This window comes from Actinomycetota bacterium (assembly GCA_028698215.1).
In the GTDB taxonomy this organism is placed as follows: domain Bacteria; phylum Actinomycetota; class Humimicrobiia; order Humimicrobiales; family Humimicrobiaceae; genus Halolacustris.
Map to the genome: position 1 here is coordinate 31,342 of JAQVDY010000005.1, position 23,220 is coordinate 54,561.

Sequence of the window (23,220 nt, forward strand, 5' to 3'; positions counted from 1 at the left end):
AATCATTAAGTAGTAAAATATATAAAAACATATTTGCCTATCTGAACCCTATCCCCGTGGGTAAGCATACACTTCTCTACCCTTTTTCCATTTACATAACTGCCATTTAAACTGCCAGAATCTTCAATAGCAACCCCACCAGGTTCATTTACTATGGCCGCATGTTGCCTGGATACAGTAACATCATCTAAAAATATATCAGATTCAGAGCTTCGGCCTATAGTTATGGATGGTTTGTTTAAAAAAAACTTTTCCCCAATATTGGGTCCTTTTATAACCAAGAAACCATTTTTCCCCTTGGGAACTTGTTTAAGACCGTCAATGATGCTAGTCTTAACTTCATCGGGTAGGTCGAACTGCTGTTCTCTTATGGATTCTGTATTATTAATATCTTGATTCATAGCACTTCTAGGTTATTGTTAATATACATTATATATCATTTTACCCTAAAACTATAATTTATTTTATTAGATTGTTAATGTTTTGTTCAACAAAATTTTTAATTAAATTAAAATTGTGCTGATCCGTGGTTTCAATATAACACCTTATCAACGGCTCTGTGCCGGAAGGTCTTATCAGTAACCAGCTATCATGTTTGTCCATCAGTAGTTTTATACCATCTGCAGAGTTTATCTCAGTTACCGTGCCTTTTCCTATGCTGGTATCCCTTAAGCTCCTAAAAAAATCCATTACTTTTGCCTTTTTATCTTCCGGAATATTTAGATCCAGCCTGGTGTTATAAAAAGTCCCATACCTGGCATAAATTTCACCAAGATAATCAGAAAGATATGGCCCTAATCCTTTTATATTTATATAGGACTGTATCTCTAATAGCAATAGATTAGCCAGCAAGCCGTCTTTTTCTGGAATATGGCCTTTTATGCTAAGGCCGCCGCTTTCCTCTCCCCCTATTAAGACATTGCCCTCTACCATAGCTTGGCCGATATATTTGAATCCAACCGGTGTTTCCTTGACTTCAAGCTGAAAGTCTTTACAAATTTTATCTACAAGGTGGGTAGTAGCTACAGTTCTAACCACCATATCACCATTTTTGAATCTATTTTCCCGGGCCAGGTAATAAAGGATGATGCATATTACATTATTGGGGCTTATGTATTTGCCTTTAGCATCAATTGCCCCAAACCGGTCAGCATCGCCATCCAAAGCAAGTCCCAAGTCCAGGTGTTCTTGTTGGATTATCTGATACAGTTGGCCTAAATTATCCTGGTTGGGATCAGGAAGCTTTCCTCCAAACAAAGGATCCCGCCAGTTGTTGATAACCGGTGCCGCCAAGCCTAACTTTTCATTGATTAGCTGAGGAAAAATCATGCTGCCTGAGCCATACATGGTGTCTATGGCTACCCTGGGTTTAGCTTCAGATATCAAATCAGCATCGATTAGACCCATAATTTGGTCAATATAACTGCTAAAATCGCTGACTTTTTTAATTTCAGCCAAAGGGGGGCGAAGCTGTTCTGGTTCTTGGCGGGATAGAAGGCGGCTTAAATTATCCTCTATGCTTTGGGTTATTTCCTGGTCTGCCGGACCGGCATAATAAGGTATGAACTTAATGCCGTTGTATCTGGGCGGATTATGGCTGGCTGTAAACATCAATGCTCCATCCAGCTGTAAATATTTTACCATAAAAGCAGTTAACGGGGTGGGTACGGAGACAGAGGCCAAAAATACATTAATTCCTTCCCGGGCGATAGTCTCTGCTGCCCTTTGGGCAAAATCTTCTGATAGAAAACGGTTGTCATAACCTATAAAAAGGCCTTTTTTACCCTGGCCGCTGCCAAAAAGATGCCCGCATATAGCTTTGGTTACCAGTTCCACATTATCAAAGGTAAAATCATCGGCAATAATGGACCGCCAGCCGTCTGTTCCGAATTTTATACCCTTAGCCATAAATATTTAAAAATTAAAAAATAAATGGTCGGGACGAGAGGATTTGAACCTCCGACCCCCAGTACCCCATACTGGTGCGCTAGCCAAACTGCGCCACGTCCCGGAATCAATCATTATTGTAAGATATAAAAGTTCAATAGTAAAGTAAAACCAGATTAAAAATGCTCAATTTCAGGTTTAAACTTTCTGTTCATAAGCTTAAATACGCTATCCCTCGGAGGGGAGTTATTATAGAGAATATCATAAGTGCAGAAAGCAATAGGCATCTCCAGGCCTAGCTGTTGGCTCAGGTTGAATACTGCTTTAGTAGTGTTAAAACCTTCGGCTACCATGAACATTTGCTGGTATAAGTTTTGGGGATTGGCACCCTGTGCAATTTCCTGGCCGAATAAACGATTCCTGCTGTGGGGGCTAAAACAAGTAGTGATAAGGTCCCCCATTCCTGAAATTCCCGAGAAAGTCTGGGATCTGGCCCCCATTTTTACTCCCAGCCTGGTAATCTCATACAATCCCCTGGTAACCAGGGAAGCTTTGGTATTGGTACCGAATCCCAAACCGTCGGATATACCGGCAGCTATAGCTATTATATTTTTTACTGCCCCTCCTATCTCCACCCCTACCAGGTCCTTGTTGGTATAAACCCGGAAATAATCAGTGCTAAGCCTGGGCTGCAGCCATTGCATCACCTTTTGGTTGGATGAAGCTATGGTGGACACGCTGGGCAATTTTTTGGCTATCTCTGAACTAATGTTGGGGCCTGATAATACCGCAATCTTATTCTTTAATGCCAAAGGTAGTGTTTGGGACAGTACTTCAGAAAGCCTTAAATTGGTATCAACCTCCAAACCTTTGGCCGCATTCACTATTGCCTGTAGCATTTTTTGTGTTTTCAACACAGGTAAAAATACCTGGACTGTGCTCCTTAAGGCATGCGAAGGTACGGCAAAAATTACTATCCCCAGGCCGGAAGGCAAATCAGCCAAGGAATGAAAAGCCTGCACGGTGGAAGGCAAAACCAAATCGGCTGTGTATTTTTTATTTTTACCTTCCTTCAATATTGAGTTTAAGGTTTCTATATTTCTGGCCCACAGCCATACATGATGGCCTTTTTGACCCAGAACCGCAGCCAGTGTGGTTCCCCAGCTCCCAGCCCCTATGATTAGAATATTGCTAGCTGCATCTTTCAATTTTTAGTCCTAATTATAATTGGAGTGCCGGTAAATCCGAAATTATCCCTTATATTATTTTCAATATACCTTTTAATATTGGTTTTTTTACCAATATTGATATTGGAAAACACAAAGAACACAGGAGGCGCTTGTTTGGTTTGCCTTATAAACTTGATTTTGAATTTCTTTCCTTTGGAATAAAGCGCACTCTCCGGCTCCAGTTCTTTAAATAATTTCATCAATTTGTTTTCCGGTATTCTTTTTTGCCTTTCTTCCATTAAAAGATCTATAGTACTGATTATCTCTTTAATGCCTTTCTTGTTTAAGGCACTGATTTTTAGAAATGGTATATAGGAAGCAAAATCAAGCTTGTGGTCCAAATCTGTTATAAGCTTTTTTAGGGCCTGGTTATCTACCAGATCAATTTTATTGATTACTACACATATGCTTACCCCTTTTTCGATACAGGATTCAATTATTTTTAAGTCCTGTTTGCTGGCTCCCTGGAGGGCATCTATAAGTACCAGGCTTATATCCGAATAGTCAATCGCCCTTAAACTCCTAAGCTTACTGTAATATTCCAGGTCCTGCTGCTTCTGCTTGTCTCTTTTAATCCCCGCAGTATCGATAAACTTATACTGCTTCTCCTCTATGGCTACAATGCTGTCAATACTGTCCCTGGTAGTCCCCTCTACCTGGTCTACTATAGCCCTTTCCTGGCCCACTATACTGTTAAACAGGGTTGATTTGCCCACATTTGGTTTGCCTAAAATGGATATCCTGGGTATATTATCCTCATTTATTACATCTTGGGGTTCGGGGTGTATTTTGAGGATACTGTTCACAATTTCATCCAGCAGGTCGCCAATTCCTATGCCCTGTATAGCTGATACTTTATAAGGGTAATTAAAGCCGAACTTAAGATAGTCCTCGGTAAAATAGGAGCCATCAGGATTATCCCATTTATTAGCTGCCATTATAACCTCTTTACCGGTTTTTCTAATAATTTGGGCAATCTCCTGGTCCAGGGAAGATACAGGCTGGGTTATATCTACCACAAATAATATTATGCTGGCTTCATTTATGGCCTGCTGGGCCTGCATAAAAATTTGAAGGGCTAGTTTTTGCTTGGAGCCTAAATCTATTCCACCGGTATCCATAACATAGAAACTTATCCCGTTCCAGTCAGTAGAATAATATTTTCTGTCCCTGGTAATCATGGGCTGCGCTGAAATAATAGCATCCCTGGTCTGGCAGATTCGGTTAATTAAGGTGGATTTACCCACATTGGGCTTGCCCACCACAGCTATCCTGGGTATATCTTTATCCATATTCAGTAAAGCTCTCCTATCAGCTCTTTGGCGTTTTCTTTAATTATCCTTAGTTTATCATTAATGCTTAAAATATTCTCTTTTTTATATCCGTCCAGGGTAAGCCCCTGTTCATTGAATATACAGTCAGGCAATATTACCACAGAATAACGGTCAAAGTTAATTTTCTTAAGCTGGTTTATTATATCAGCTCCGCAAAGCAGACCGGTAGCCTTAATGGAAGTGCCCAGAAAATTATTTTTTACTGTCAATAACGGCAGCCTGCCCTTCATTTCTATTTCCTGGTAAAGCTGATTAAAAACATAACTGCCATATTCGGAAGATACTATCAAAGCCCTGGTTTTCAGGCTGGATGGTGCCAACCTTTTAAAGCTTTCCATAAAATCCCTGCTTTTGCCGATGCCATTATTTATCTGAAAAAACTTAGAATAATACTGGTAAGAAGGAAAGCTCTTGCCAGCAATGATATAAAACTCATCGGATAAAAAAACTTTATTTTCCACCTTCTTTAATTTAGTAAACCCGGTTACCGTATCCAGGGTTTCTTGTGCCTGTTTAGCGGTAAAGGGTTTAAGGCTAGTGTGGCGGTTATATTTGGTTAAACCTACCGGCACCAGGCCTATGGATTTTACACTGGGATATGATAAAACCAATTCATCCAGAGTCTCTATCAAGCGGTCCCCATCATTTATATGAGGACAAACGACAATCTGTACATGCATACTGATTTGGTTCTGTGCCAACTCCTTAAAATTTTTCAGCCCCTTTAAATGCCGGCCTGTGCCAAAGATTTGTTTTCTAACCTGCATATCCAGGCTATGAAGTGAAACATATAAAGGTTCCAGCCTGGATTTAATAATTTTTTGTATATGGAGCTCACTCAGATTGGAAAGGGTTATAAAATTTCCATACATAAAAGACATTAAGAAATCATCATCTTTTATATATAAGGATGATCTTAATCCAGAAGGTAGCTGATCCACAAAGCAAAATATACATCTATTATTACAGGTCTTGATGCTGCTCATTTACAGTGCCTCTAAAAAATTTTTAACCTCTAGTATATGGCTGCGGGGAGTGGAAGCACCTCCAGAAAGCCCTACCTTGCCTACCCCTTTTAGCCATTTCTCCTCTATTTCCTTATAGCTTTGAATATGGTAGGTATGGGGATTTACTTCTCTGGCCAGCTGGGCTAAATGTGTTGTATTGGCACTGTTTTTTCCACCTATTACTAACATCAGGTCTACGGTTGAGGCTAGTTTACGGGTTTCATGCTGCCTGCGTTTGGTGGTATTGCAAATAGTGTTAATGATTTTAAGCTCCCTGGCCTTCTCCAATAAAGGGACTACTATAGCTTTAAGGCATTCCAGGGTTTGGGTGGTTTGAACTATTACTCCAATTTTTTTCCGGGATGGAGGCAGATTGGCTAAATCTTCAGGTTTTTCTGCTATTAATACCGACGTTTGGTCTATTTGCTCTGCTATGCCTATGACTTCCGGATGATTGCTGGTACCTACCAAAACCACAAAATAGCCTTCAGACTCAAGTTCCCGTATCTTTTTATGGGCAGTCTTTACAAAGGGACAGGTAGCATCCACAGTAGAAATATTTTTCTTTTCCAGCATATTGGTAGTAGAGGGTGGAAGACCATGGGACCTGATAATCACAATGCTTTTTTCAGGAATATGGTCAGCACTTTCTACAGAATGAATTCCTTGATCGTCCAGCTCTTTTACTACCTGGGGATTATGAATAATTTGCCCCACAGTATAGATGTTTTTACCTTTTTTTTGAACAAGTGTCTCTTCGGCTATGGCCAGGGCCCGTTTTACCCCAAAACAATACCCGGCCAATTCTGCAATTTCAATCTTCATTTAATTCCTTTAATAGGTTTTTAATTGACTCCATAACCTGGTCTACTATAATCTGCATGGCTTTTTTGCGCCCATATTGTTCTTTTATTTTTTTTACATCTATGATTTCACCGGCCATCAAGGATATACGGGGAAAAAACAGCCTTTTATGGGGCTTCTGGATGATTTTATTAGCACCAGTAATAGCAATAGGTATTATGGGAGCATCAGACATTACTGCCAGCAGCCCCACTCCTTTTTTGCCTTCCTTTACAATACCGTCTACCGACCTGGTACCTTCTGGAAACAGGCCAAGAGCCTGTTGGCTTTCCAGTATCCTTAAAGCAGTTCTAATAGCGCTGGTATCTCCATGGTGCCGGTTTATGGGGAAAGCATTAAAGAAAGTTACCAGCCGTGATAAAAAACGGTTGCTGAACAGCTCACGCTTAGCCATAAAATAGACATAGCGCTTAATATAGGATCCTATTACTAACGGGTCAACATAGCTTATATGATTGGAACATATTATTAGCTTTCCCCCCAGGGGTATATTTTCAAAATTATAGGTTTTTACCCTAAACAGAAACCTAAGTAACCAGTTTATGGCCTGTAGTATTATAATGTAAAAAAATTTGTATATCTTTCCATGGTTAGTTTTTAGCATTGATCCTGTCTGTATATATGTCTTTTATTTGGTCCACTACTTCCCTGATAGTCATGCCGGTGGTGTCTATGACGACTCCATCTTCCGGTACTTTAAGCGGGCTGTCTTTACGGGTGCTGTCAATATGGTCCCTGGTTTTAATTTCCTGCTCAATTTGTCCTAAATCCGGGTTTTGATTCTTTTTAGATATCTGCAGTGCCCTTCTTCTAATTCTTTCTTTCAGGCTGGCGGTTAAAAATATTTTTACCAGAGCCTGGGGACAGACCACGCTCCCTATATCCCTGCCTTCCAGTACTGCCGGATCCTGGGAAGCCATTTCCCTTTGCATCTTTACCAGGTGACTTCTTACTGGTGACAGTTTGGATACTATGGATACCGCATTTCCTACTTGGTCGCTTCTTATTGCTTCTGTAACTTCGAAGCCGTCGATGGTTACAGTGGTATATTTATATTCATCAGAGGCCGAGTTATCAAGGTCTATATGGGATTTTTTAAGCAGCTTCACTATGCCGTCTGCATCATTTAAATCTAGTTGATGGTTCAAGGCCAGCAAGGTAGCTGCCCTGTACATAGCCCCTGTATCTATATATTTTAATTTTAGTTCCTTGGCCAAAAGCTTGGCTACCGTACTTTTTCCACTGCCAGCAGGCCCGTCAATAGCTATGATATTATTTCCCATAATTTATTCACCTTGTGTGTTTGTTTAATATTTCAAAAAAATTAGGAAAAGAGGTGCTTACGCAATCAGCATCATTTATGGTTACTGGACCCGAGGCCAAAAGGGCCAGCACGGATTGGGCCATGGCAATGCGATGGTCGCCAAAACTGGAAAGCTGAGCTGATTTCGGCTGTAAACCAGGATTGCCTTCAATAATTAAGCCATCCGGTTGGGGAGCAATATTTATCCCCAGCTTTAAGAATTGGCTGTATAAGGCTGCAATACGGTCACTTTCCTTATGCCTTAACTCCCCTGCCCCTTTTATTATGGTCTTGCCTTCAGCTTTGGCGGCTGCAGCACAGAGAACAGGAATTTCATCAATTATATTGGGTATTTGGCCAGGAGGGATTTCTACTGCTTTAAGGGGGCTGGAAAATACTTCCAGGTCAGCTAAAGGCTCATTGTTGACCATCCTTTTATTTTTAACCCTAATATCTGCACCCATGCTGGATAGTATATTTAAAATATAGCTTCTGGTTTCATTTATGCCTATATTTTTGAGCAGGATATGTGAATCTTTTAATATGAGGCAGGCTACTATGAAGTAAGCCGCCGATGAAATATCTGCAGGTATAAACAAATCCCTGCCCAATATTTTTTTACGGGGATTCAGTTCTGATTGCTGACCGTCATACTGGATATCTGCTCCAAAATATTCCAGCATCCTTTCCGTGTGGTCCCGGGATACTGCCGGCTGGCTTATCCTGGTGTCTCCTTCAGCGCTGAGGGCAGCTAACAGCAAACAGGATTTTACCTGGGCACTAGCTACCGGTATATTAAGGTGCCCTCCGGCCAGCCTGTCTTTTCCCATTATCACCAAAGGGGCAAAATGATTGTCAGCCCTGCCATATATGCAGGTCCCCATTTGCTTAAGGGGTATTATAATCCTGTCCATGGGCCGCCGGTTAATAGAGTGGTCCCCACTTAAAACAGACATGAAAGGGACCCCGGCCAACAAACCGCTAAGAAGTCTTATGGTGGTGCCGGAATTACCCACATACAATATATCATGGGGCTCAGACAAACCCTGCAGGCCTTTACCGTGCACTATAACTGACTGGTTCTCAATATTAATTTTTACCCCCAGTTTTTTTAGAACCTCCAGGGTATGCATGCAGTCCTGGCTGAATAAAAAATTATCAATTCGAACAGTTTGGCTGGTGATGGCTGCCAGGATAGCGCCTCTGTGGGATATAGACTTATCTCCAGGTATATCTATGGTACCTTCAATTTTCTGGGCCCTTTTAATTTCCATAATACTATTCCCCAATTACTTTCTTAACGCTGGCCTGGTAACCTTGACGGGATATAGCATCTTTAACTATATTGCCGGCATCTAAACCTTGTACCAGAACTTTTAGGATACCTCCTCCGGTGTATTCAGTAGAATGAAATATAGAGATATCTTCAATATTGATGCCGCTGGAGCTTATAGCCAGGGTAATATCACTTAAAACCCCAGGAGTATCGGTCATGGCAATTCTTACTTCATAGAGGTTAGATATATCTTTTTCCACATATTTAGGCAGGTTCATTCTGGCTTCTTTAGCTTTCAAGTAATGATCTCGGATATAGTCAGAATCCTTGGCAGCCAGGCTTTGCTTAAAATTTACTAAATATTTTATGTACCCATCTATTACATTAATTATTTCTTCCTTGTTTTCCAAAGTGATATCTACCCACATTTTGGGATTGGAAGCCGCAATCCTGGTCATATCCCTAAAGCCGCCTGCACATAATTTAAACAAGTTCTTTAGCTTTTTTTGCTCATCATCTATAAAATCCACCAGGTTTGCGGAAAGCACATGAGGCATATGGCTGATTAGGGCTACAATCTGGTCATGTTCATGGGGAGAGATAGTTATTACTTTGGAGCCCATACGGGTAAATAGTGAATGCAGGGTCAAAAGAGGCTGGGTAGAAGTTTTATCAGTAGGAGTCAGGACATAGAAAGCGTTTCTAAAAAGTTCCGGTGTGGCACTGAGAACTCCTTCATTTTCCGAACCTGCCATGGGGTGGCCTCCTATAAATACCACCCCTTCCGGCAATATTTTTTCCATTTGTTCCACTATCTTTTTTTTGGCACTGCCTACATCGGTAACTATCGCTCCCGGCTTAAGATGGTCCTTTATCTGGCTGGCCACTTTTGTAATTTTGCTAATAGGCGTAGCAATTATAATCAAATCCGCATCCCCTACTGCATCTTCGATGCGGCTGGATATTTCATCAATGATATTTCTATATTTTGCTATGTTCATGGAATCCAGGCTGGCATCAAAACCCTTTATCTTAAAATCGTTATTTAAATTTTTTAAAGACAAGGCCAGTGATCCACCGATAAGGCCCAGCCCAATTACGCATATATTTTTTATGTCTTTCATGATGTCCTTTTGACTTTTGAATAGTATTTACATAATAGATAGAATATTATACTTTTTAACCTTAAAAAAATAAACACATTACCAAAATATATATTGACAAAGAACATTTATTCTGATAATTTATAATTATTCTTAACGCAGGAGGCAACCTCTAAGAGAAGCTTGTTATTTTGACTGAAAAGAAAAAATACGAGTTAAAATCTTGGAGAGTCCCTAAGAAAAGCTTTAAGAGGGGCCCCGAGGTGTTTAGTAGCCTAAGGCTTTTAGCTAAGGCCAAAGATAACTCGGGGTTTTTATTTGCCCAGAATCTGTGTCATCATTTCATCTACATTTCTAGTGGGAAATTTACAATCAAAATCACTGCACACATAGGCAGTAGCTTGATTTTGAAAACAATTGTAACTCTCGGTAAAACCGGTTAATTTGTCCAATTCAGCATTATCCTGCGAGCAAGGTTTAAATATCAGGTTGACCTCAGGTAAATATTTCCGGTTTAACTGTCCCAGCAGTTCCCTGCTGTCTGGAGCATGATTTTGTCCGCAAATAATCACTTCCCTGGTTTCATAGTGCAGCAGAAAATAAGAATAAAGCATGAAGGTATAATATTGCGGATTTTGTTTTATGCTATATGAAAAAGACTCCAGTATTTTTTCCGCCAGCTGGGTTAATTTAGGATTATTAGTTAACTTAGACAGCCTTACCAGGTTCATCAAGCTAACCGAATTACCAGAAGGCAGCGATACATCGCTGGCCTCTTTTTGCCTATAAATAACTGCCTCAGTATTAGAAGGGGTATAATATAAACCGCCCTGGCCCGAATCCAAAAATAGATTTAAGGTTTTTTGGTTTAATTGAATAGCAGCTTTTAGGTATCTGAGGTTAAAAGTGGCCTGATATAGCTCCAGCAGTCCCCACACTAAATAGGAATAATCATCAATTGTGGATGGAGCAGAAGACAAGCCATCATGCCAGCAGTGGTAAAGACCTTCTTCGGTCAGCATATGGTCCAAAATAAAATCTGCCCCCTTTTTAGCTGCTTCTATATACAGCGGCCTTTCCAGCACCCTGCCCCCCTTGGCCAAGGCAGCCACCATAAGGCCATTCCAGTCAGCCAATATTTTCTGGTCTATGCAGGGATGAGGCCTTTTTTTCCGGGCAGAAAATAGTTTTCTAATAATGTCGGTAATCATATCTTCCAGCTGTTGAGGGTAAACCTTTAGCTTTTCAGCCAATTGACTCTTGCCCTGGCTAATATGAAGTATACCGGGCTCGCCCTTGTCATCCTTACAATCAATATTAAACACTGCTGCAGCTACTGAAGCCAACTCAGCACCCAAAGCCTTCTCCAGCTGTTGATAGCTCCAAAGATAGTAAATACCCTCCTCCCCCTGGCTGTCAGCATCAATTGATGAAAAAAACCCGCCCTTGTCGCTGGTTAAATCACTCAATACGAAACTGAATATATCTTTGGCAGTAAGAGCGTAAGATTGGTTTCCTGTAACTAAAAAAGCGTCCAGATAAACAATGGACAGCAGGGCCTGATCGTATAACATCTTTTCAAAATGGGGCGTTAGCCACTGCTGGTCTGTAGAGTAACGATGAAAGCCATACCCTACATGATCCCATATTCCCCCATTTCTCATATTATCAAGGGTATTAGTAACCATGCCTATGGCAGGCTGGTACTGGTGTTTGGTGCCATACCTTAGCAAAAAAATTAAATTAGAAACCTGGGGGAATTTAGGATGTATGCCAAATCCTCCGTTCTGTTTATCAAACCAGTTTTCAAGCTGTTGTAAGGCATCTTTAAAAATATATTCATCCAGGCTGGCCTTATTCTCATATTTTGAGGCTTTTTGGAGGGCCTGTGTTATCTTGCCCGCCGATTTTTCAATTTCATCCCTTTTGCTTTCCCAAATTTGACTGATTTGGGGCAGTAATTTTAACAGGCCTACCCTTCCGTAACGGTCATGTTTGGGTATATAGGTAGCAGCAAAGAAAGGTTTACCTTCAGGAGTCATTACTACAGTCAGGGGCCAGCCTGAGCTGTCAGAAAGAATCTGGGCCACTGCCATATAGGTTTTGTCTATATCCGGCCTTTCTTCCCGGTCAACCTTTATGCTTATGTAGCTTTCATTTAGCAGCTGGGCTACCTGCTCATCTTCAAAACTTTCTTTTTCCATTACATGGCACCAATGGCAGGCGGAATAGCCAATGGATAAAAAAATGGGCTTATCTTGCTTGCGGGCAGCCTTAAAAGCTTTATCCCCCCAAGGATACCAACGCACGGGATTGGAGGCATGTTGAACCAAATAAGGACTTTTTTCATTTGCTAAAAAATTAGATTTATGTTTAGACATTTTAAACCTGCCTGTTAACCATTATATTTTAATAATCTTGCATTTATAGCTACAATTATGGTACTTAGGGACATAAGTGCTGCCCCTACTGCCGGATTTAACAATATGCCTACGGGATAAAGGATACCGGCAGCCAGCGGAATAGCAAAAATATTGTAACCGGTTGCCCAACCCAAATTTTGCAGCATTTTCCGGTAGGTGGCTTTAGATAGACCGATTAAATCCACAATATCCTGGGGATTACTTCGAACCAGTATTATATCGGCGGTTTCAATAGCTATGTCAGTGCCTGCTCCTATAGCTATGCCTATGTCTGCTTCAGCCAATGCCGGGGCATCATTTACCCCATCACCAGTCATGGCCACGGTAAAGCCCCTTGATTTAACTTCCGCTATTTTATCTGCTTTCTCTTCAGGCAATACTTCTGCAAAAAATTCATCAATACCCAACTGGCCCGCTACCCATTGAGCTACTTTTTTCTGGTCACCGGTAAGCATCATGGATTTGATATTCATTTTTTTTAGCTGCTCTATGGCTGGTTTTGATTCATCCCTGACTATATCGGCTAAAGCTATAGCTCCTGAAAGCTTATCATCAACCAGTACAAATACAATAGTCTTGCCTTCCCCGCTTAACTGGTCCAGCTTTTCATTGTTTACTTTAATATGGTTTTCCCTCAGGTACCCGGAGCTGACGATTTTTACCTGTTTGGACCCAATCTCTGCCTGCACCCCCTTACCGGTTATAGATTTAAAGCTGGTAATTTCTAATTTTTCATCAACAGATTGTGCTATGGCCCGGGCAATGGGATGCTCGGATTCCAATTCCACGGAAGCGGCATACTGTAATATCTGTTTAGCCTCATATTCAGGGTTTAGCGAAATATAATTAGTTACCCCAAATTTGCCTTTGGTAAGGGTTCCAGTTTTATCAAAAATTACAGCATCAATCTTTCTGGCTGCCTCAAAAGCAGTGCGGTCCCTTATAATAAAGCCATGGCGGGCGGAAAGCACGGTAGAAACAGCTACCACCAGAGGAATAGCCAAACCCAGGGCATGAGGGCAGGTTATAACCATAACTGTTACCGACCTTTCCAGGGAAAAAGCAAAATCTCTGCCCATAGCTACCAGCCAAATCAACAAGGTTATGGTTCCAGCAGCAATAGCAGCCAGAGTTAACCATTGTGCAGCCCGGTTAGCCAAATCCTGTGTCCTGGATTTATTTTGCTGTGCCTGCTTTACCCTATCAATAATAAGTGATAAAAATGATTCCTTTCCTGTTTTAGCTATACTTATCTTAAGGGAACCTTCACCGTTTATAGATCCTCCTATAACCTGGTCCTGTTTATCCTTTTTTACCGGATTGGATTCTCCAGTAAGCATGGATTCGTCAACCGTAGATTGGCCATCCAATACAATCCCATCTGCAGGTATCTTCTCCCCTGGCCTAACCAGCAGGATATCACCCTTGCCTATTTGTTCCAGGCTTACCTCCTCTACCTGCCCTTGGGAATTTATGCGATGGGCTTGTGTAGGCATTAACTGGGCCAGCTGTTCCAAAGCCCTGGATGCTCCCATCACCGATTTCATCTCGATCCAGTGACCCAGCAGCATAATATCTATTAGCGTAGCCAACTCCCAAAAAAACATTTTGCCTTCTATGCCCAGTACTACTGCTGCACTGTAAACAAAAGCTACAGTTATAGCCAACCCTATTAAAGTCATCATGCCCGGCTGACGCTGCCGCAATTCTAAGAACAAACCCTTTAGGAAGGGCCACCCTCCATAAAAAAAGATAAAAGTACTCAAAGCCAAGAGAAAATATTGGTCATAGGGAAAACCAATTCTGCCTTCTATTCGGAGTAGCCTCTGGATTATAGGGGATAATAGAAGTATAGGTACCGTAACTATAATCGATACCAAAAACCTTTTTTTAAACTCATGTACCATATGGTTATGATGTGAATGGTTTTCTTTCATGCCATCCCTTTTAAAACCATAATAATTAATATTATAATATATAATTATATTAATTTTGGGGAGGCTGTAAAATTTACCCCTTAAGGCATAGGTCAGTCAAAGAAGCAAACCCTGGTTCCGGCCCGGTAGCCTACTGGATGAGCAGAGACCAGAGGGTGCAGGATAACTGGGCTCTCCTGTTTGCCCAGGAGTTGGCACTTAAGGCAGCAAAACCCCTGATAGTATTTTTTTTCTTGGACTATAGTTTTTTAGAAGCATTGCCAAAACATTATTGTTTTATGCTGGAAGGGCTGAAACAGGTCCAAAAGAACTTAGCGGCAAAAAATATATCTTTTCATATAGTCGAAAATCCACTGCATCAGGTAAAAACTTTTCTTAACCACTATAATATCACAGCCCTGGTAACCGATTTTGATCCTCTCAAACCTAAAAGAAATTGGCTGCAGCAAGTATCTTCAGCGGTTAAGACCCCGGTATTTGAAGTTGATGCCCACAACCTGGTACCCTGCTGGCTGGCTTCAGGCAAGCAAGAGTATGCTGCCTATACTTTAAGGCCAAAACTTAACCGGTTAAAGGACCGGTATCTAAATAAATTTCCACCCTTAAAGAAACAGCCATCCCTATTTCCAGATTCCTACCACGACCCTGGCTGGGATAGTATTTATAAAAAATTAAAAATAACTAAAAACATGCTCGACAAGTTCAGGGTAAGCCCTGGAGAAAGGAAAGCTTTTAAAACCCTGGAATATTTCCTGGAAAACAAATTAGAAGATTACAGCCAAAATAGAAATGATCCCAGCCTTGATGCTACTTCCGATCTCTCCCCTTATCTGCATTTTGGCCAAATATCTGCCCAAAGGATAGTGCAGGAAACATTAAAATTTAAACCGGGCATTTCACGTGATTCATTTTTAGAGGAACTTATAGTACGCAGGGAACTAGCTGATAATTTCTGTTATTACAACCCTAACTATAATAGGTTTAAAGGGTTTCCAAAATGGTCTCAGCAGACCTTGCTGGAACATCAGAAAGACCACCGCAGCTATATTTACAGCCTGAAACAGCTGGAGGAAGCTCAAACCCATGATATTATATGGAATGCAGCTCAGACCGAAATGCTTCTAACCGGACGCATGCATGGCTACCTCAGGATGTACTGGGCTAAACAGATACTGCAGTGGACCCCAGACCCTGCACTAGCTTTGGAATATGCCCTTTACCTAAACAACCATTATATGCTGGATGGCCGCGACCCCAATGGTTATACTGGAGTTGCTTGGAGCATAGGAGGGGTGCATGACCGGGCCTGGAACCAGAGAGAGGTCCTGGGTAAAATAAGGTATATGTCCGCAGGGGGACTAAAAAGAAAATTTGACATTGAAGCATATTTAAAAAAAATCCAAAATTTAACCTAAAGAGTTAACTTAAATATTGGAATATCATATTAACAGGTCTATAATCATAGTTGTAATCATCTAATCTAAGCAATATGAGAAGGCCTTATTCCAGGGATTTAATTAAGTTAAGCAAACTGATTTCCCTCAGAGGCAGAAAAACACTAATTACGGGGGCTGGATCGGGAATCGGAAGGGCTATTGCCAAAAGATTTGCTGAAGCCGGTTCAGACCTGATGCTTTTAGATATTGATCAACCAGGCTTAAGCCAGACCAGGGAAATCTTAAATCATTTTACCTGCCTCAAACACCTTTACACCATAGATTTAACCAGCAAAAAAGATATAGACAGCTACTGGGAAAGCCTGGGCACTGAATTACCGGATATCCTAATAAATAATGTTGGGATCTACCCTTTTAAGGATTTCCTGGAGATGGAGCCGGATTACCTGCAACAGATTATGGATATAAATTTAAACTCTGCCATATGGATGTGCCAGAAATTTATAAAAAGCAGAATGAACAGGGGCGGCATAATTATAAATACCTCATCCATAGAAGCTCTCCTGCCCTTTAAAGAGCATCTGGCCCACTATAGTATAACCAAGCTGGGTATCATAGGCCTAACCAGGTCATTGGCCAGAGACTATGGGAAAATGGGATTCAGGATAAATGTTGTGCTTCCAGGGGCAATAAAAACCAAAGGTACGGATAACCTGGTAAAATATGCTTTAAAAAAATTCAAATGGGGTTGGATTAAGACCGGCTATGATTTTCAATCCAGACTGGCATTAGGCCGCTGGGGCTATCCGGATGAAGTGGCCAAGGTAGTCTTGTTTCTGGCTAGCGATATGGCCAGCTATATACAGGGAGTTATGCTGCCGGTAGATGGAGGTTTTTTATCTTCCTAAATTTGGGTTATAATACCATCTTTTTCAAACAGGCTAATAAAAACTGCAACTATTTCAGGGTCAAATTGGGTGCCGGAACACATCTTTATTTCCTCTAATGCTTCCTTAAAACCTAGGGCTTTGCGGTACGGCCGGTCATTGGTCATAGCATCAAAAGTGTCTACTATAGATATAATACGGGAAAGTAATGGTATTTGTACCCCTTTTAAGCCTCTGGGATACCCGCTTCCATCCCAGTTTTCATGATGGCATAGTATAGCTTCAGCAATAATATTAAGCTCAGGGCTCTGGCTGGCAATGCGGTACCCTATCTCAGGGTGTTTCTTTATAATATCCCACTCTTTAAGGGACAATTTATCCGGTTTTAATATTATATGATCAGCAATAGCTATCTTCCCAATATCATGAAGGGTGGCCAGCAGGCTTAGTTCATCTAAGCTTGAATCAGCCAGTCCCAGGCACCGGCCTGTCTCCCTGGCCAGCCTTTTCATTCTTTGCATATGCTCTTCAGTTTCATAATCCCTCTCTTCCAGGGCTTTTTCCAGGGAAGAAATCATCCTGCTCCGGGCGCTTTTAGTCTCAACTAACTTATGCCTATACATCTGGTCTTCGGCTTCTTTGATGAGAGTTTTTAAATCAGTAGGGGCTAATTGTTTGCAGGCACACCCTAAAGATATGCTTAAGGTAAGTCGTTTTTCGCTTTCCTGGTCGCATCTTTGTTTTATTCTTTCTATTACCTTTTGGGCATCTTCTTTAGAAGTATTTGGCAATATGGCTATAAATTCATCTCCTCCCCAACGAGCTACAATATCTTCTTTTCTAAAGCAATATTTTAGTATTCTGGCAATTTTACACAGCAACCGGTCCCCATGACTGTGCCCAAAAGTATCATTGATAAGCTTAAGGCCATTAACGTCACCAATAATGATGCTTAGGGGGAGCATTCTCCCGGTATCCAGCCTTTTTAATTCTTCTTCAAAAAAGTACCGGTTATAAAGGCCGGTTAAGCTGTCATGGAAGCTTAAGTACTTAATCTTTTTTTCTGCCAGCTTCCTATTATTTATATCTCTTACTATACCCTCAAAATAGGTATGGCCATCCTTACCCTGCACCGACCAGATGCTGGCTTCTACCCATATTGGATTTCCGTCTTTAGTAATAAATTGAAATTCTTGCCTATGGTTATCCAAAGATTCAGATTTTAAATTTTGGCTAATGTTTATCAACGGTAATTCTTGCTTGCTGCTGCAGTTAAAAATATTCAGCATGGACTGGTTTACTTCTATATAATTACCATCCATATCTACCCTGAAAATGCCATCCAGGGAATTTTTAAAAATAGATTTATATCTTTCTTCAGCCAGTCTTTGTTCCGTGACATCATTAAATATTAAGACTTTGCCTACAATATTTTGGTCTATATCCATAAAGGGATTAATGCTCAAGGAAAAAATGCCGGGCGTATTAGGAAGGGCAACACTATCAATAATTTCAAACCCGCTGGATACCCTGGTTCTTATTTCTGTCCACCCAGGCCAGATTTCCGGCAGTGTTTTACCTAAAGGATTACCTGAGTCGAAACCTTTTAAGGCCAGCTGGTTAGCATAGGCAATACGGTCATTTTTATCTATAGTTATTACCATATCCTGGTTATTTTCCAAATCAGGGTCTAGGCTCATAGGTATGAAATTCCCGATTTTTAACCTAACAAAACCATAAAGAAGGACAGCGCTGCCTAAAATTAAGCCCAAAGGAGTAAGTTTTAAGTCAAAACGGTTAAAGAGAGTAAAAATATCCAGCAAGCTAAATAAGGCAGGAAAGGTTAAGGCAGCAATTAAAATTATTGCATTGCCTCGAAATACTTTTTGCTTGGCTGTCAGCAGTTTGGCCAGCATAATTAAACCTGTTAAAGTAAGTAAACCGCAATATGATACCCATACCCAGAACCAAATACCGTAATTGAAGTCAATATAGGTCAGTATTCCAATATGGTTAAAAGAAATACCGGTCCAAACCAAACCATGGTAATGATTGGTAAATACCAATAATAGAGTGGCAGCTGGAACCAAACCTAGCAGCATTATTTTTTTTATATTAAGCCATTGTGAATACCCGGTATAACATAACAGTAATAAAAAAAAGCTTAAAGGCAAAGATGTAATACCCGCATATTTTGTCATATAAAACCATAACTTTATATTCTCTGACAAGGTGAGCAATTCAAAATAATGGCTCAATATCCAAATAAAACTTCCAAGAAAGACAGCTATGCCAAATTTATAGCCGTAAATATTTTTGAACCTGTAAAGAAAAAATATTCCGCCCAATGTAATCATTAATCCAAACATTAAGGCAGAAATATAGGCAGTAATTGCTGGGCTCATTGTTGGAAAATATATATATAATAATTCACAATATAATTATAAATTATTATATAAATAAATCAATAATATTTCTTATATATTATTGATTATAAAATAGTTTATTATTTTAGCTATTATATTTATTTATAAAAAAGATAAAAGTAAAGGCTTAGATTAAAAAACATATAAAGACATTTATACCTAAGTTCAGCCTGCTCTTATACTTACACAGAAGCTATTTATTTTAATATTTGATAAATCAAATAAACTATAATAGCTACCAGTATAAGGCCCAGGATTATTAAGCAGCCAGGGCTTTTAAGCATAGGGCCCCAGGCATCCTGGATATTGGGAGAAGTGCCGGGCACAGTGGCAGCAGGTTTAAAATCCTGATTAAGCTTGTAACCGCAATAAGGGCATAGATTGTAATCATCCTTGATAGGCTCATGGCAGTCAGGGCAGAACTCTTTACCTAATTTTTGGACAAATTCGATAGAAGATTCTATCTCCTTCTGGCCTAAGCTAAAATTATCCCTTAATTTTTTTAATAATTTTTCTTCTTTATCAGTGATCTGCCCTTCTTTCGTAAACTGCAAATAGGTTTTAGCATAGAGTTCCAGGATACTGTCCTTGTCAAATTTTTTCAGTATTTCTATTTCTTCAGGAGTAAGGTCTTTATACACCAATATATCGTCTTCAATTTTATCAAATCTCTTATCCAGCATTTCATCACATTGTTCACAATAAGGCGATTCTGCATTTTCCGGCAGTTCCTGGCCGCATTCTTTACATTTATTAACCACGGTTGCTCTCCTGTCTAATGGTAAAATGTTTTAATCTGGTAAATTTTAAACCAGTATATCAATTACAAAGTTTAAAATAAACTACTAATATGTTCCAGGATGACAACTGCTGCCTGCTTATCTAATGGCTGGTTATCATTTCCGCACTTAGGGGAATAAACGCAAGCTGGGCATCCCTGGCTGCAGCTGCAATCCCTTACCAGTTCATAAGCCATACCAGACCATGAACCAAAAACATAAAAACCTTTTTCCGACAAGCCTATTCCTCCCGGATAAGCGTCATATATAAATATAGCTGGCTGTCTTTCGGGGGGATAATAAGTATAGGAAACCCCGCCTATATCCCAGCGGTCGCACATAACCAGAAGAGGCATTATGGATATCATGCTATGTTCTGTACCATGGATTCCTCCCCCGAAATCTAATCCCATATGGTCTAATTTTTTTCTTAAGTGGTCCGGTAGATTAAACCAAAGCCCTAATGTATCGAATTCCACAGGAGGAAGATTTAGCTTCGGGGTGGCCAATGTTCGATCGTCTTTTATAATTTTATAGGCATGATAAGTCTCTTTAACCGATATCCTGCCATAATTAATTTCAACCAGCCCCAGGTTTTGCTGGCTGATGCTATTTATAATATTTATTTCAGTGGTTTTTAAGGGGCGGGTATAATAATCTACTGGTTGTGACTTTATTTCTATTATAAATTGCTCCATATCAAAATTATTGACTATGTAGGTTTCACCCTGATGCACCATTACTGCCCCTGGATGAGCTTCACCATAGGCCTGGGATAGGCTCATGGTTTCAATTACCTTTCCCTCATTTAGGATATTGAAAGAGGGCTGGCCTAAATTTTGCAGGTCAACTATATGGCTGGGGGGCTTTTTCCCGCTGTATATCCAGCCATGGACAGTATCTTTTAATAAACCGCTATGCCCGTAATCCTGAAGGTATGGTTTAAGTTTAAACCCAAAATGCTGCTCATCTTTATCCTTTAAGGGCAGTTCTGCTGATGCGCAAAGCAGCTGACCGGCATTGATATAGGTATTGGCCAGGTCAATTACAGCATGCTCGGGAGAGCTTTTGAAAATATAGTCAGGATGGCCGGCCAGGTATTGGTCCAGGGGATTATTAAACATAACCATAACTACCAGCGAAGGATCGCTTCTCCTCCCTGCCCTTCCCGCCTGTTGCCAGGTAGAAATAATAGTACCTGGAAAACCTGAAATGATTACCGCATCCAGGTTACCGATGTCTATACCTACCTCCAGGGCATTGGTAGACACCACTCCTAATAGGCTTCCATCCTTAATGGATGATTCAATGTCTCTTCTCTGCTCAGGCATATACCCAGCCTTATAGGATGAAATCCTAAGCCCCAGCTGGCTGCCGCTTTCCTTTAATTTATCCTTGGCCCATTTGGCAATCAATTCTGCCATTTTCCGGGAAGAGGTAAAACATAGTACCTGTAGGCCTTGGCGAACCAAATACATCAAAAGATCTACTGTTTCCTGGTGGGTGGACATAATATCCTGGTAAGCTGTGAATGGATTATAAAGAAAGAAATATTTATCCCCGTGAGGGGAGCCGTCTTCTTCCACCAGCTCAAATTCCCTGCCAGTGAGTTTCGTGCTGAATTCAACCGGATTGGCCAAAGTAGCAGTAGATACAACAAACTGTGGTTTAGCCCCGTAATAATCTAAAATTCGGTTAATCCTTCTGATAAGCAGGGCAATATGGGATCCGAATACACCCCGGTACTGGTGAGCTTCATCTAGTATTATAAAGCTTAAGTTCTTAAAGAACCTTTCCCACTTCCAATGCTGGTTTAAACTATGGTGCATTTGGTAAGGATTACTTAAAATAATCCTGGATCTGGAAAGTATAAGGGATTTTTTGCTCCCGTTGGTATCTCCATCATAAATACTGGCGGACAGGTCTATGCCGGAGTCCTTCTCCAATTCCAAAATTGTCTTTAGCTGGTCATTGGCTAATGCTTTAGTGGGATAAAGGTAGAGTGCTGTGGCCTGAGGATCATTTTTTAATTTTTCTATCACCGGCAAATTGAAAGCCAGGGTTTTTCCGGAAGCAGTAGCAGTGGTAATTAGAAGGTTCCTGCCTTGCTGCAGGATAGTTACCGCCTGGCATTGATGGGTATATAACCTTAAGCCTTTAGCTTTCAGATAATGTTTAATCCAGGAAGATTCAACATTTATATTGCCATATCGGGGAGGCTGGCAGGGCAATATTTTCTGGTATACTATCCTGGAGCCAAAACGACCAGAATTACCTAGCTTTTCTACAATATCTATGAGCTTTTCCATTTTTGTTGCAATAAGGAGAATAATTTACCTAAAGAAAAAATATCCTGCTGGTTATGCCTTATTACTGGAATAAGGGTGCCAATATTGCCGGTTTGGATATAGCGCTGGTAAAACTGAGGGACCATAAATCCCGGTAAATCTTGATCCCTGCCTATACCCAGTATATTTTGCTCCAGTGAGCTTAATCTAAAACTATCTAACTTGTGTTTCCAAAAACCACGGCATAGCGGCAACAGGTCCAAATGAATTCTATCCAGGTCATGGTTCAAGCCATAGTAGCAAAGCCGCTGCCTAATCATTGGTATATCAAACATGCGTCCATTAAAAGTGATAAATGCCGTATGTGAAGATATATGGTGTTTAAGCAGGTACAGTACTGCAGCTTCTTCTTCCAGGCCCCTGGCCAGGTATTGCTTCACGGTAATAGAGCCTTTTTTAATCTTACCTACACCTATTAAAATAATAGGCATGTTATATAAGCCCATAGTTTCTATATCCAATAGCAGAAAATCCTTTAAATCTATAAATGAAGAAAGAAGAAGATGATGGGGGTGGGAACAAGAATACCATCGGGAAATCAGGCTACTAAGCTTTTCTAGTTCTTTTTTTTGCATAGAATCAATGAACTGCCTGGCTTGATGCCCGAACCTGGGATGGGAAGCCAAATCTTCCATGCTCCGGTAACCTTCTTTTTTTAGCTGGGATTCAGTTATAGAACCAATGCCATAGATAAGTTTTAAATCTTTTCCCAGAAAATCTCCTGCCTGACCAGCAGCCAATCTATGTAAATCCATGGATTTAGACTCAGTTACTAAAAAACAGTTTCCTTTGCTAGTTCTAATCTGGTTTCCCTTTAAAACATCACTAATTTGTTGGCCCTGGTGCTTTTGGGTCAGGTATTTAGCCTGCTTTTGCATAAACTCCCATATATCCTGCTGGTTTTGGGCTGCTTTGCTCAGCCGGTCAATATAACGGGTCCTTCCCGATATGAGGGCTCCACAGCTATGACAGTAATTTTGAATAATATCTATTTTAATACCACAACCAGGGCAGTACATT

At 40.5% G+C, this 23,220-nt stretch carries 18 protein-coding genes and 1 tRNA gene; 2 read left to right on the plus strand and 17 right to left on the minus strand.

Annotation, left to right across the window (positions count from 1 at the left end; translation table 11 throughout):
• Window positions 1-5: 5 nt before the first annotated feature.
• The 13 genes from PHN32_02760 to PHN32_02820 form a co-directional block, all read right to left on the minus strand.
• Window positions 6-401, minus strand: a complete 396-nt coding sequence (locus PHN32_02760) for an FHA domain-containing protein (protein ID MDD3776511.1) — start codon at window positions 399-401, stop codon at window positions 6-8.
• A gap of 58 nt (window positions 402-459) precedes the next feature.
• Entirely contained in the window at window positions 460-1,908 is a 1,449-nt protein-coding gene (locus tag PHN32_02765) for a phosphoglucomutase/phosphomannomutase family protein (GenBank protein ID MDD3776512.1), read from the minus strand.
• A gap of 25 nt (window positions 1,909-1,933) precedes the next feature.
• Window positions 1,934-2,011, minus strand: a tRNA-Pro gene (locus PHN32_02770).
• 52 nt (window positions 2,012-2,063) lie between these two features.
• Window positions 2,064-3,095, minus strand: a complete 1,032-nt coding sequence (locus tag PHN32_02775) for an NAD(P)-dependent glycerol-3-phosphate dehydrogenase (protein ID MDD3776513.1) — start codon at window positions 3,093-3,095, stop codon at window positions 2,064-2,066.
• Window positions 3,092-4,408 carry a ribosome biogenesis GTPase Der gene (der, locus tag PHN32_02780; protein MDD3776514.1) on the minus strand — a complete coding sequence of 439 codons (1,317 nt, stop codon included), beginning with the start codon at window positions 4,406-4,408 and terminating at the stop codon, window positions 3,092-3,094. The genes PHN32_02775 and der overlap by 4 nt, the downstream gene beginning before the upstream one ends.
• A gap of 2 nt (window positions 4,409-4,410) precedes the next feature.
• Window positions 4,411-5,436 (minus strand): DUF512 domain-containing protein, encoded by a 1,026-nt coding sequence (locus tag PHN32_02785; GenBank protein MDD3776515.1) that lies wholly within the window; start codon window positions 5,434-5,436, stop codon window positions 4,411-4,413.
• Window positions 5,437-6,282: a 4-hydroxy-3-methylbut-2-enyl diphosphate reductase gene (gene ispH / locus PHN32_02790; GenBank protein MDD3776516.1), complete on the minus strand. Its 846-nt coding sequence runs from the start codon at window positions 6,280-6,282 to the stop codon at window positions 5,437-5,439.
• Window positions 6,272-6,925: a lysophospholipid acyltransferase family protein gene (locus PHN32_02795; protein ID MDD3776517.1), complete on the minus strand. Its 654-nt coding sequence runs from the start codon at window positions 6,923-6,925 to the stop codon at window positions 6,272-6,274. The genes ispH and PHN32_02795 overlap by 11 nt, the downstream gene beginning before the upstream one ends.
• Entirely contained in the window at window positions 6,912-7,604 is a 693-nt protein-coding gene (cmk, locus tag PHN32_02800) for a (d)CMP kinase (GenBank protein MDD3776518.1), read from the minus strand. The genes PHN32_02795 and cmk overlap by 14 nt, the downstream gene beginning before the upstream one ends.
• 7 nt (window positions 7,605-7,611) lie before the next feature.
• Window positions 7,612-8,898, minus strand: coding sequence for a 3-phosphoshikimate 1-carboxyvinyltransferase (aroA, locus tag PHN32_02805; protein ID MDD3776519.1), 1,287 nt, complete (start codon window positions 8,896-8,898; stop codon window positions 7,612-7,614).
• A gap of 4 nt (window positions 8,899-8,902) precedes the next feature.
• Window positions 8,903-10,024 carry a prephenate dehydrogenase gene (locus PHN32_02810; GenBank protein MDD3776520.1) on the minus strand — a complete coding sequence of 374 codons (1,122 nt, stop codon included), beginning with the start codon at window positions 10,022-10,024 and terminating at the stop codon, window positions 8,903-8,905.
• A 293-nt stretch (window positions 10,025-10,317) separates the two neighbouring features.
• A complete protein-coding gene (locus tag PHN32_02815) occupies window positions 10,318-12,384 on the minus strand; it encodes a thioredoxin domain-containing protein (protein MDD3776521.1) in 2,067 nt (688 codons plus the stop codon).
• Window positions 12,385-12,398: 14 nt separating this feature from the next.
• Window positions 12,399-14,363 carry a copper-translocating P-type ATPase gene (locus PHN32_02820; GenBank protein ID MDD3776522.1) on the minus strand — a complete coding sequence of 655 codons (1,965 nt, stop codon included), beginning with the start codon at window positions 14,361-14,363 and terminating at the stop codon, window positions 12,399-12,401.
• Between the two features lie 71 nt (window positions 14,364-14,434).
• On the opposite strand from PHN32_02820, the gene phrB reads away from it, so the two are divergent.
• On the plus strand, window positions 14,435-15,778 hold the full coding sequence (gene phrB, locus PHN32_02825) for a deoxyribodipyrimidine photo-lyase (protein MDD3776523.1): 1,344 nt from the start codon (window positions 14,435-14,437) through the stop codon (window positions 15,776-15,778).
• Window positions 15,779-15,852: 74 nt separating this feature from the next.
• Entirely contained in the window at window positions 15,853-16,668 is an 816-nt protein-coding gene (locus PHN32_02830) for an SDR family NAD(P)-dependent oxidoreductase (GenBank protein MDD3776524.1), read from the plus strand.
• On the opposite strand, the gene PHN32_02835 is transcribed toward PHN32_02830, so the two are convergent.
• The 4 genes from PHN32_02835 to PHN32_02850 form a co-directional block, all read right to left on the minus strand.
• Entirely contained in the window at window positions 16,665-19,004 is a 2,340-nt protein-coding gene (locus tag PHN32_02835; GenBank protein MDD3776525.1) for a diguanylate cyclase, read from the minus strand. The genes PHN32_02830 and PHN32_02835 overlap by 4 nt on opposite strands.
• Before the next feature lie 266 nt (window positions 19,005-19,270).
• Window positions 19,271-19,834 (minus strand): zinc-ribbon domain-containing protein, encoded by a 564-nt coding sequence (locus PHN32_02840; protein MDD3776526.1) that lies wholly within the window; start codon window positions 19,832-19,834, stop codon window positions 19,271-19,273.
• Between the two features lie 71 nt (window positions 19,835-19,905).
• A complete protein-coding gene (locus PHN32_02845) occupies window positions 19,906-22,161 on the minus strand; it encodes a DEAD/DEAH box helicase (protein ID MDD3776527.1) in 2,256 nt (751 codons plus the stop codon).
• Window positions 22,146-23,219, minus strand: a complete 1,074-nt coding sequence (locus PHN32_02850) for a ribonuclease H-like domain-containing protein (GenBank protein ID MDD3776528.1) — start codon at window positions 23,217-23,219, stop codon at window positions 22,146-22,148. Before PHN32_02850 ends, PHN32_02845 begins: the two co-directional genes overlap by 16 nt.
• Window position 23,220: the final 1 nt, after the last annotated feature.

What these genes read in the sequence shown, in the direction of transcription:
- PHN32_02835 (MDD3776525.1), bottom strand. Translation starts at nt 19,004, where the DNA reads ATGATTACATTGGGCGGAATATTTTTTCTTTACAGGTTCAAAAATATT.
- cmk (MDD3776518.1), bottom strand. Translation starts at nt 7,604, where the DNA reads ATGGGAAATAATATCATAGCTATTGACGGGCCTGCTGGCAGTGGAAAA.
- PHN32_02830 (MDD3776524.1), top strand. Translation starts at nt 15,853, where the DNA reads ATGAGAAGGCCTTATTCCAGGGATTTAATTAAGTTAAGCAAACTGATT.
- PHN32_02815 (MDD3776521.1), bottom strand. Translation starts at nt 12,384, where the DNA reads ATGTCTAAACATAAATCTAATTTTTTAGCAAATGAAAAAAGTCCTTAT.
- aroA (MDD3776519.1), bottom strand. Translation starts at nt 8,898, where the DNA reads ATGGAAATTAAAAGGGCCCAGAAAATTGAAGGTACCATAGATATACCT.
- PHN32_02810 (MDD3776520.1), bottom strand. Translation starts at nt 10,024, where the DNA reads ATGAAAGACATAAAAAATATATGCGTAATTGGGCTGGGCCTTATCGGT.
- PHN32_02765 (MDD3776512.1), bottom strand. Translation starts at nt 1,908, where the DNA reads ATGGCTAAGGGTATAAAATTCGGAACAGACGGCTGGCGGTCCATTATT.
- PHN32_02795 (MDD3776517.1), bottom strand. Translation starts at nt 6,925, where the DNA reads ATGCTAAAAACTAACCATGGAAAGATATACAAATTTTTTTACATTATA.
- PHN32_02850 (MDD3776528.1), bottom strand. Translation starts at nt 23,219, where the DNA reads ATGTACTGCCCTGGTTGTGGTATTAAAATAGATATTATTCAAAATTAC.
- PHN32_02820 (MDD3776522.1), bottom strand. Translation starts at nt 14,363, where the DNA reads ATGAAAGAAAACCATTCACATCATAACCATATGGTACATGAGTTTAAA.
- PHN32_02845 (MDD3776527.1), bottom strand. Translation starts at nt 22,161, where the DNA reads ATGGAAAAGCTCATAGATATTGTAGAAAAGCTAGGTAATTCTGGTCGT.
- der (MDD3776514.1), bottom strand. Translation starts at nt 4,408, where the DNA reads ATGGATAAAGATATACCCAGGATAGCTGTGGTGGGCAAGCCCAATGTG.
- PHN32_02760 (MDD3776511.1), bottom strand. Translation starts at nt 401, where the DNA reads ATGAATCAAGATATTAATAATACAGAATCCATAAGAGAACAGCAGTTC.
- ispH (MDD3776516.1), bottom strand. Translation starts at nt 6,282, where the DNA reads ATGAAGATTGAAATTGCAGAATTGGCCGGGTATTGTTTTGGGGTAAAA.
- PHN32_02785 (MDD3776515.1), bottom strand. Translation starts at nt 5,436, where the DNA reads ATGAGCAGCATCAAGACCTGTAATAATAGATGTATATTTTGCTTTGTG.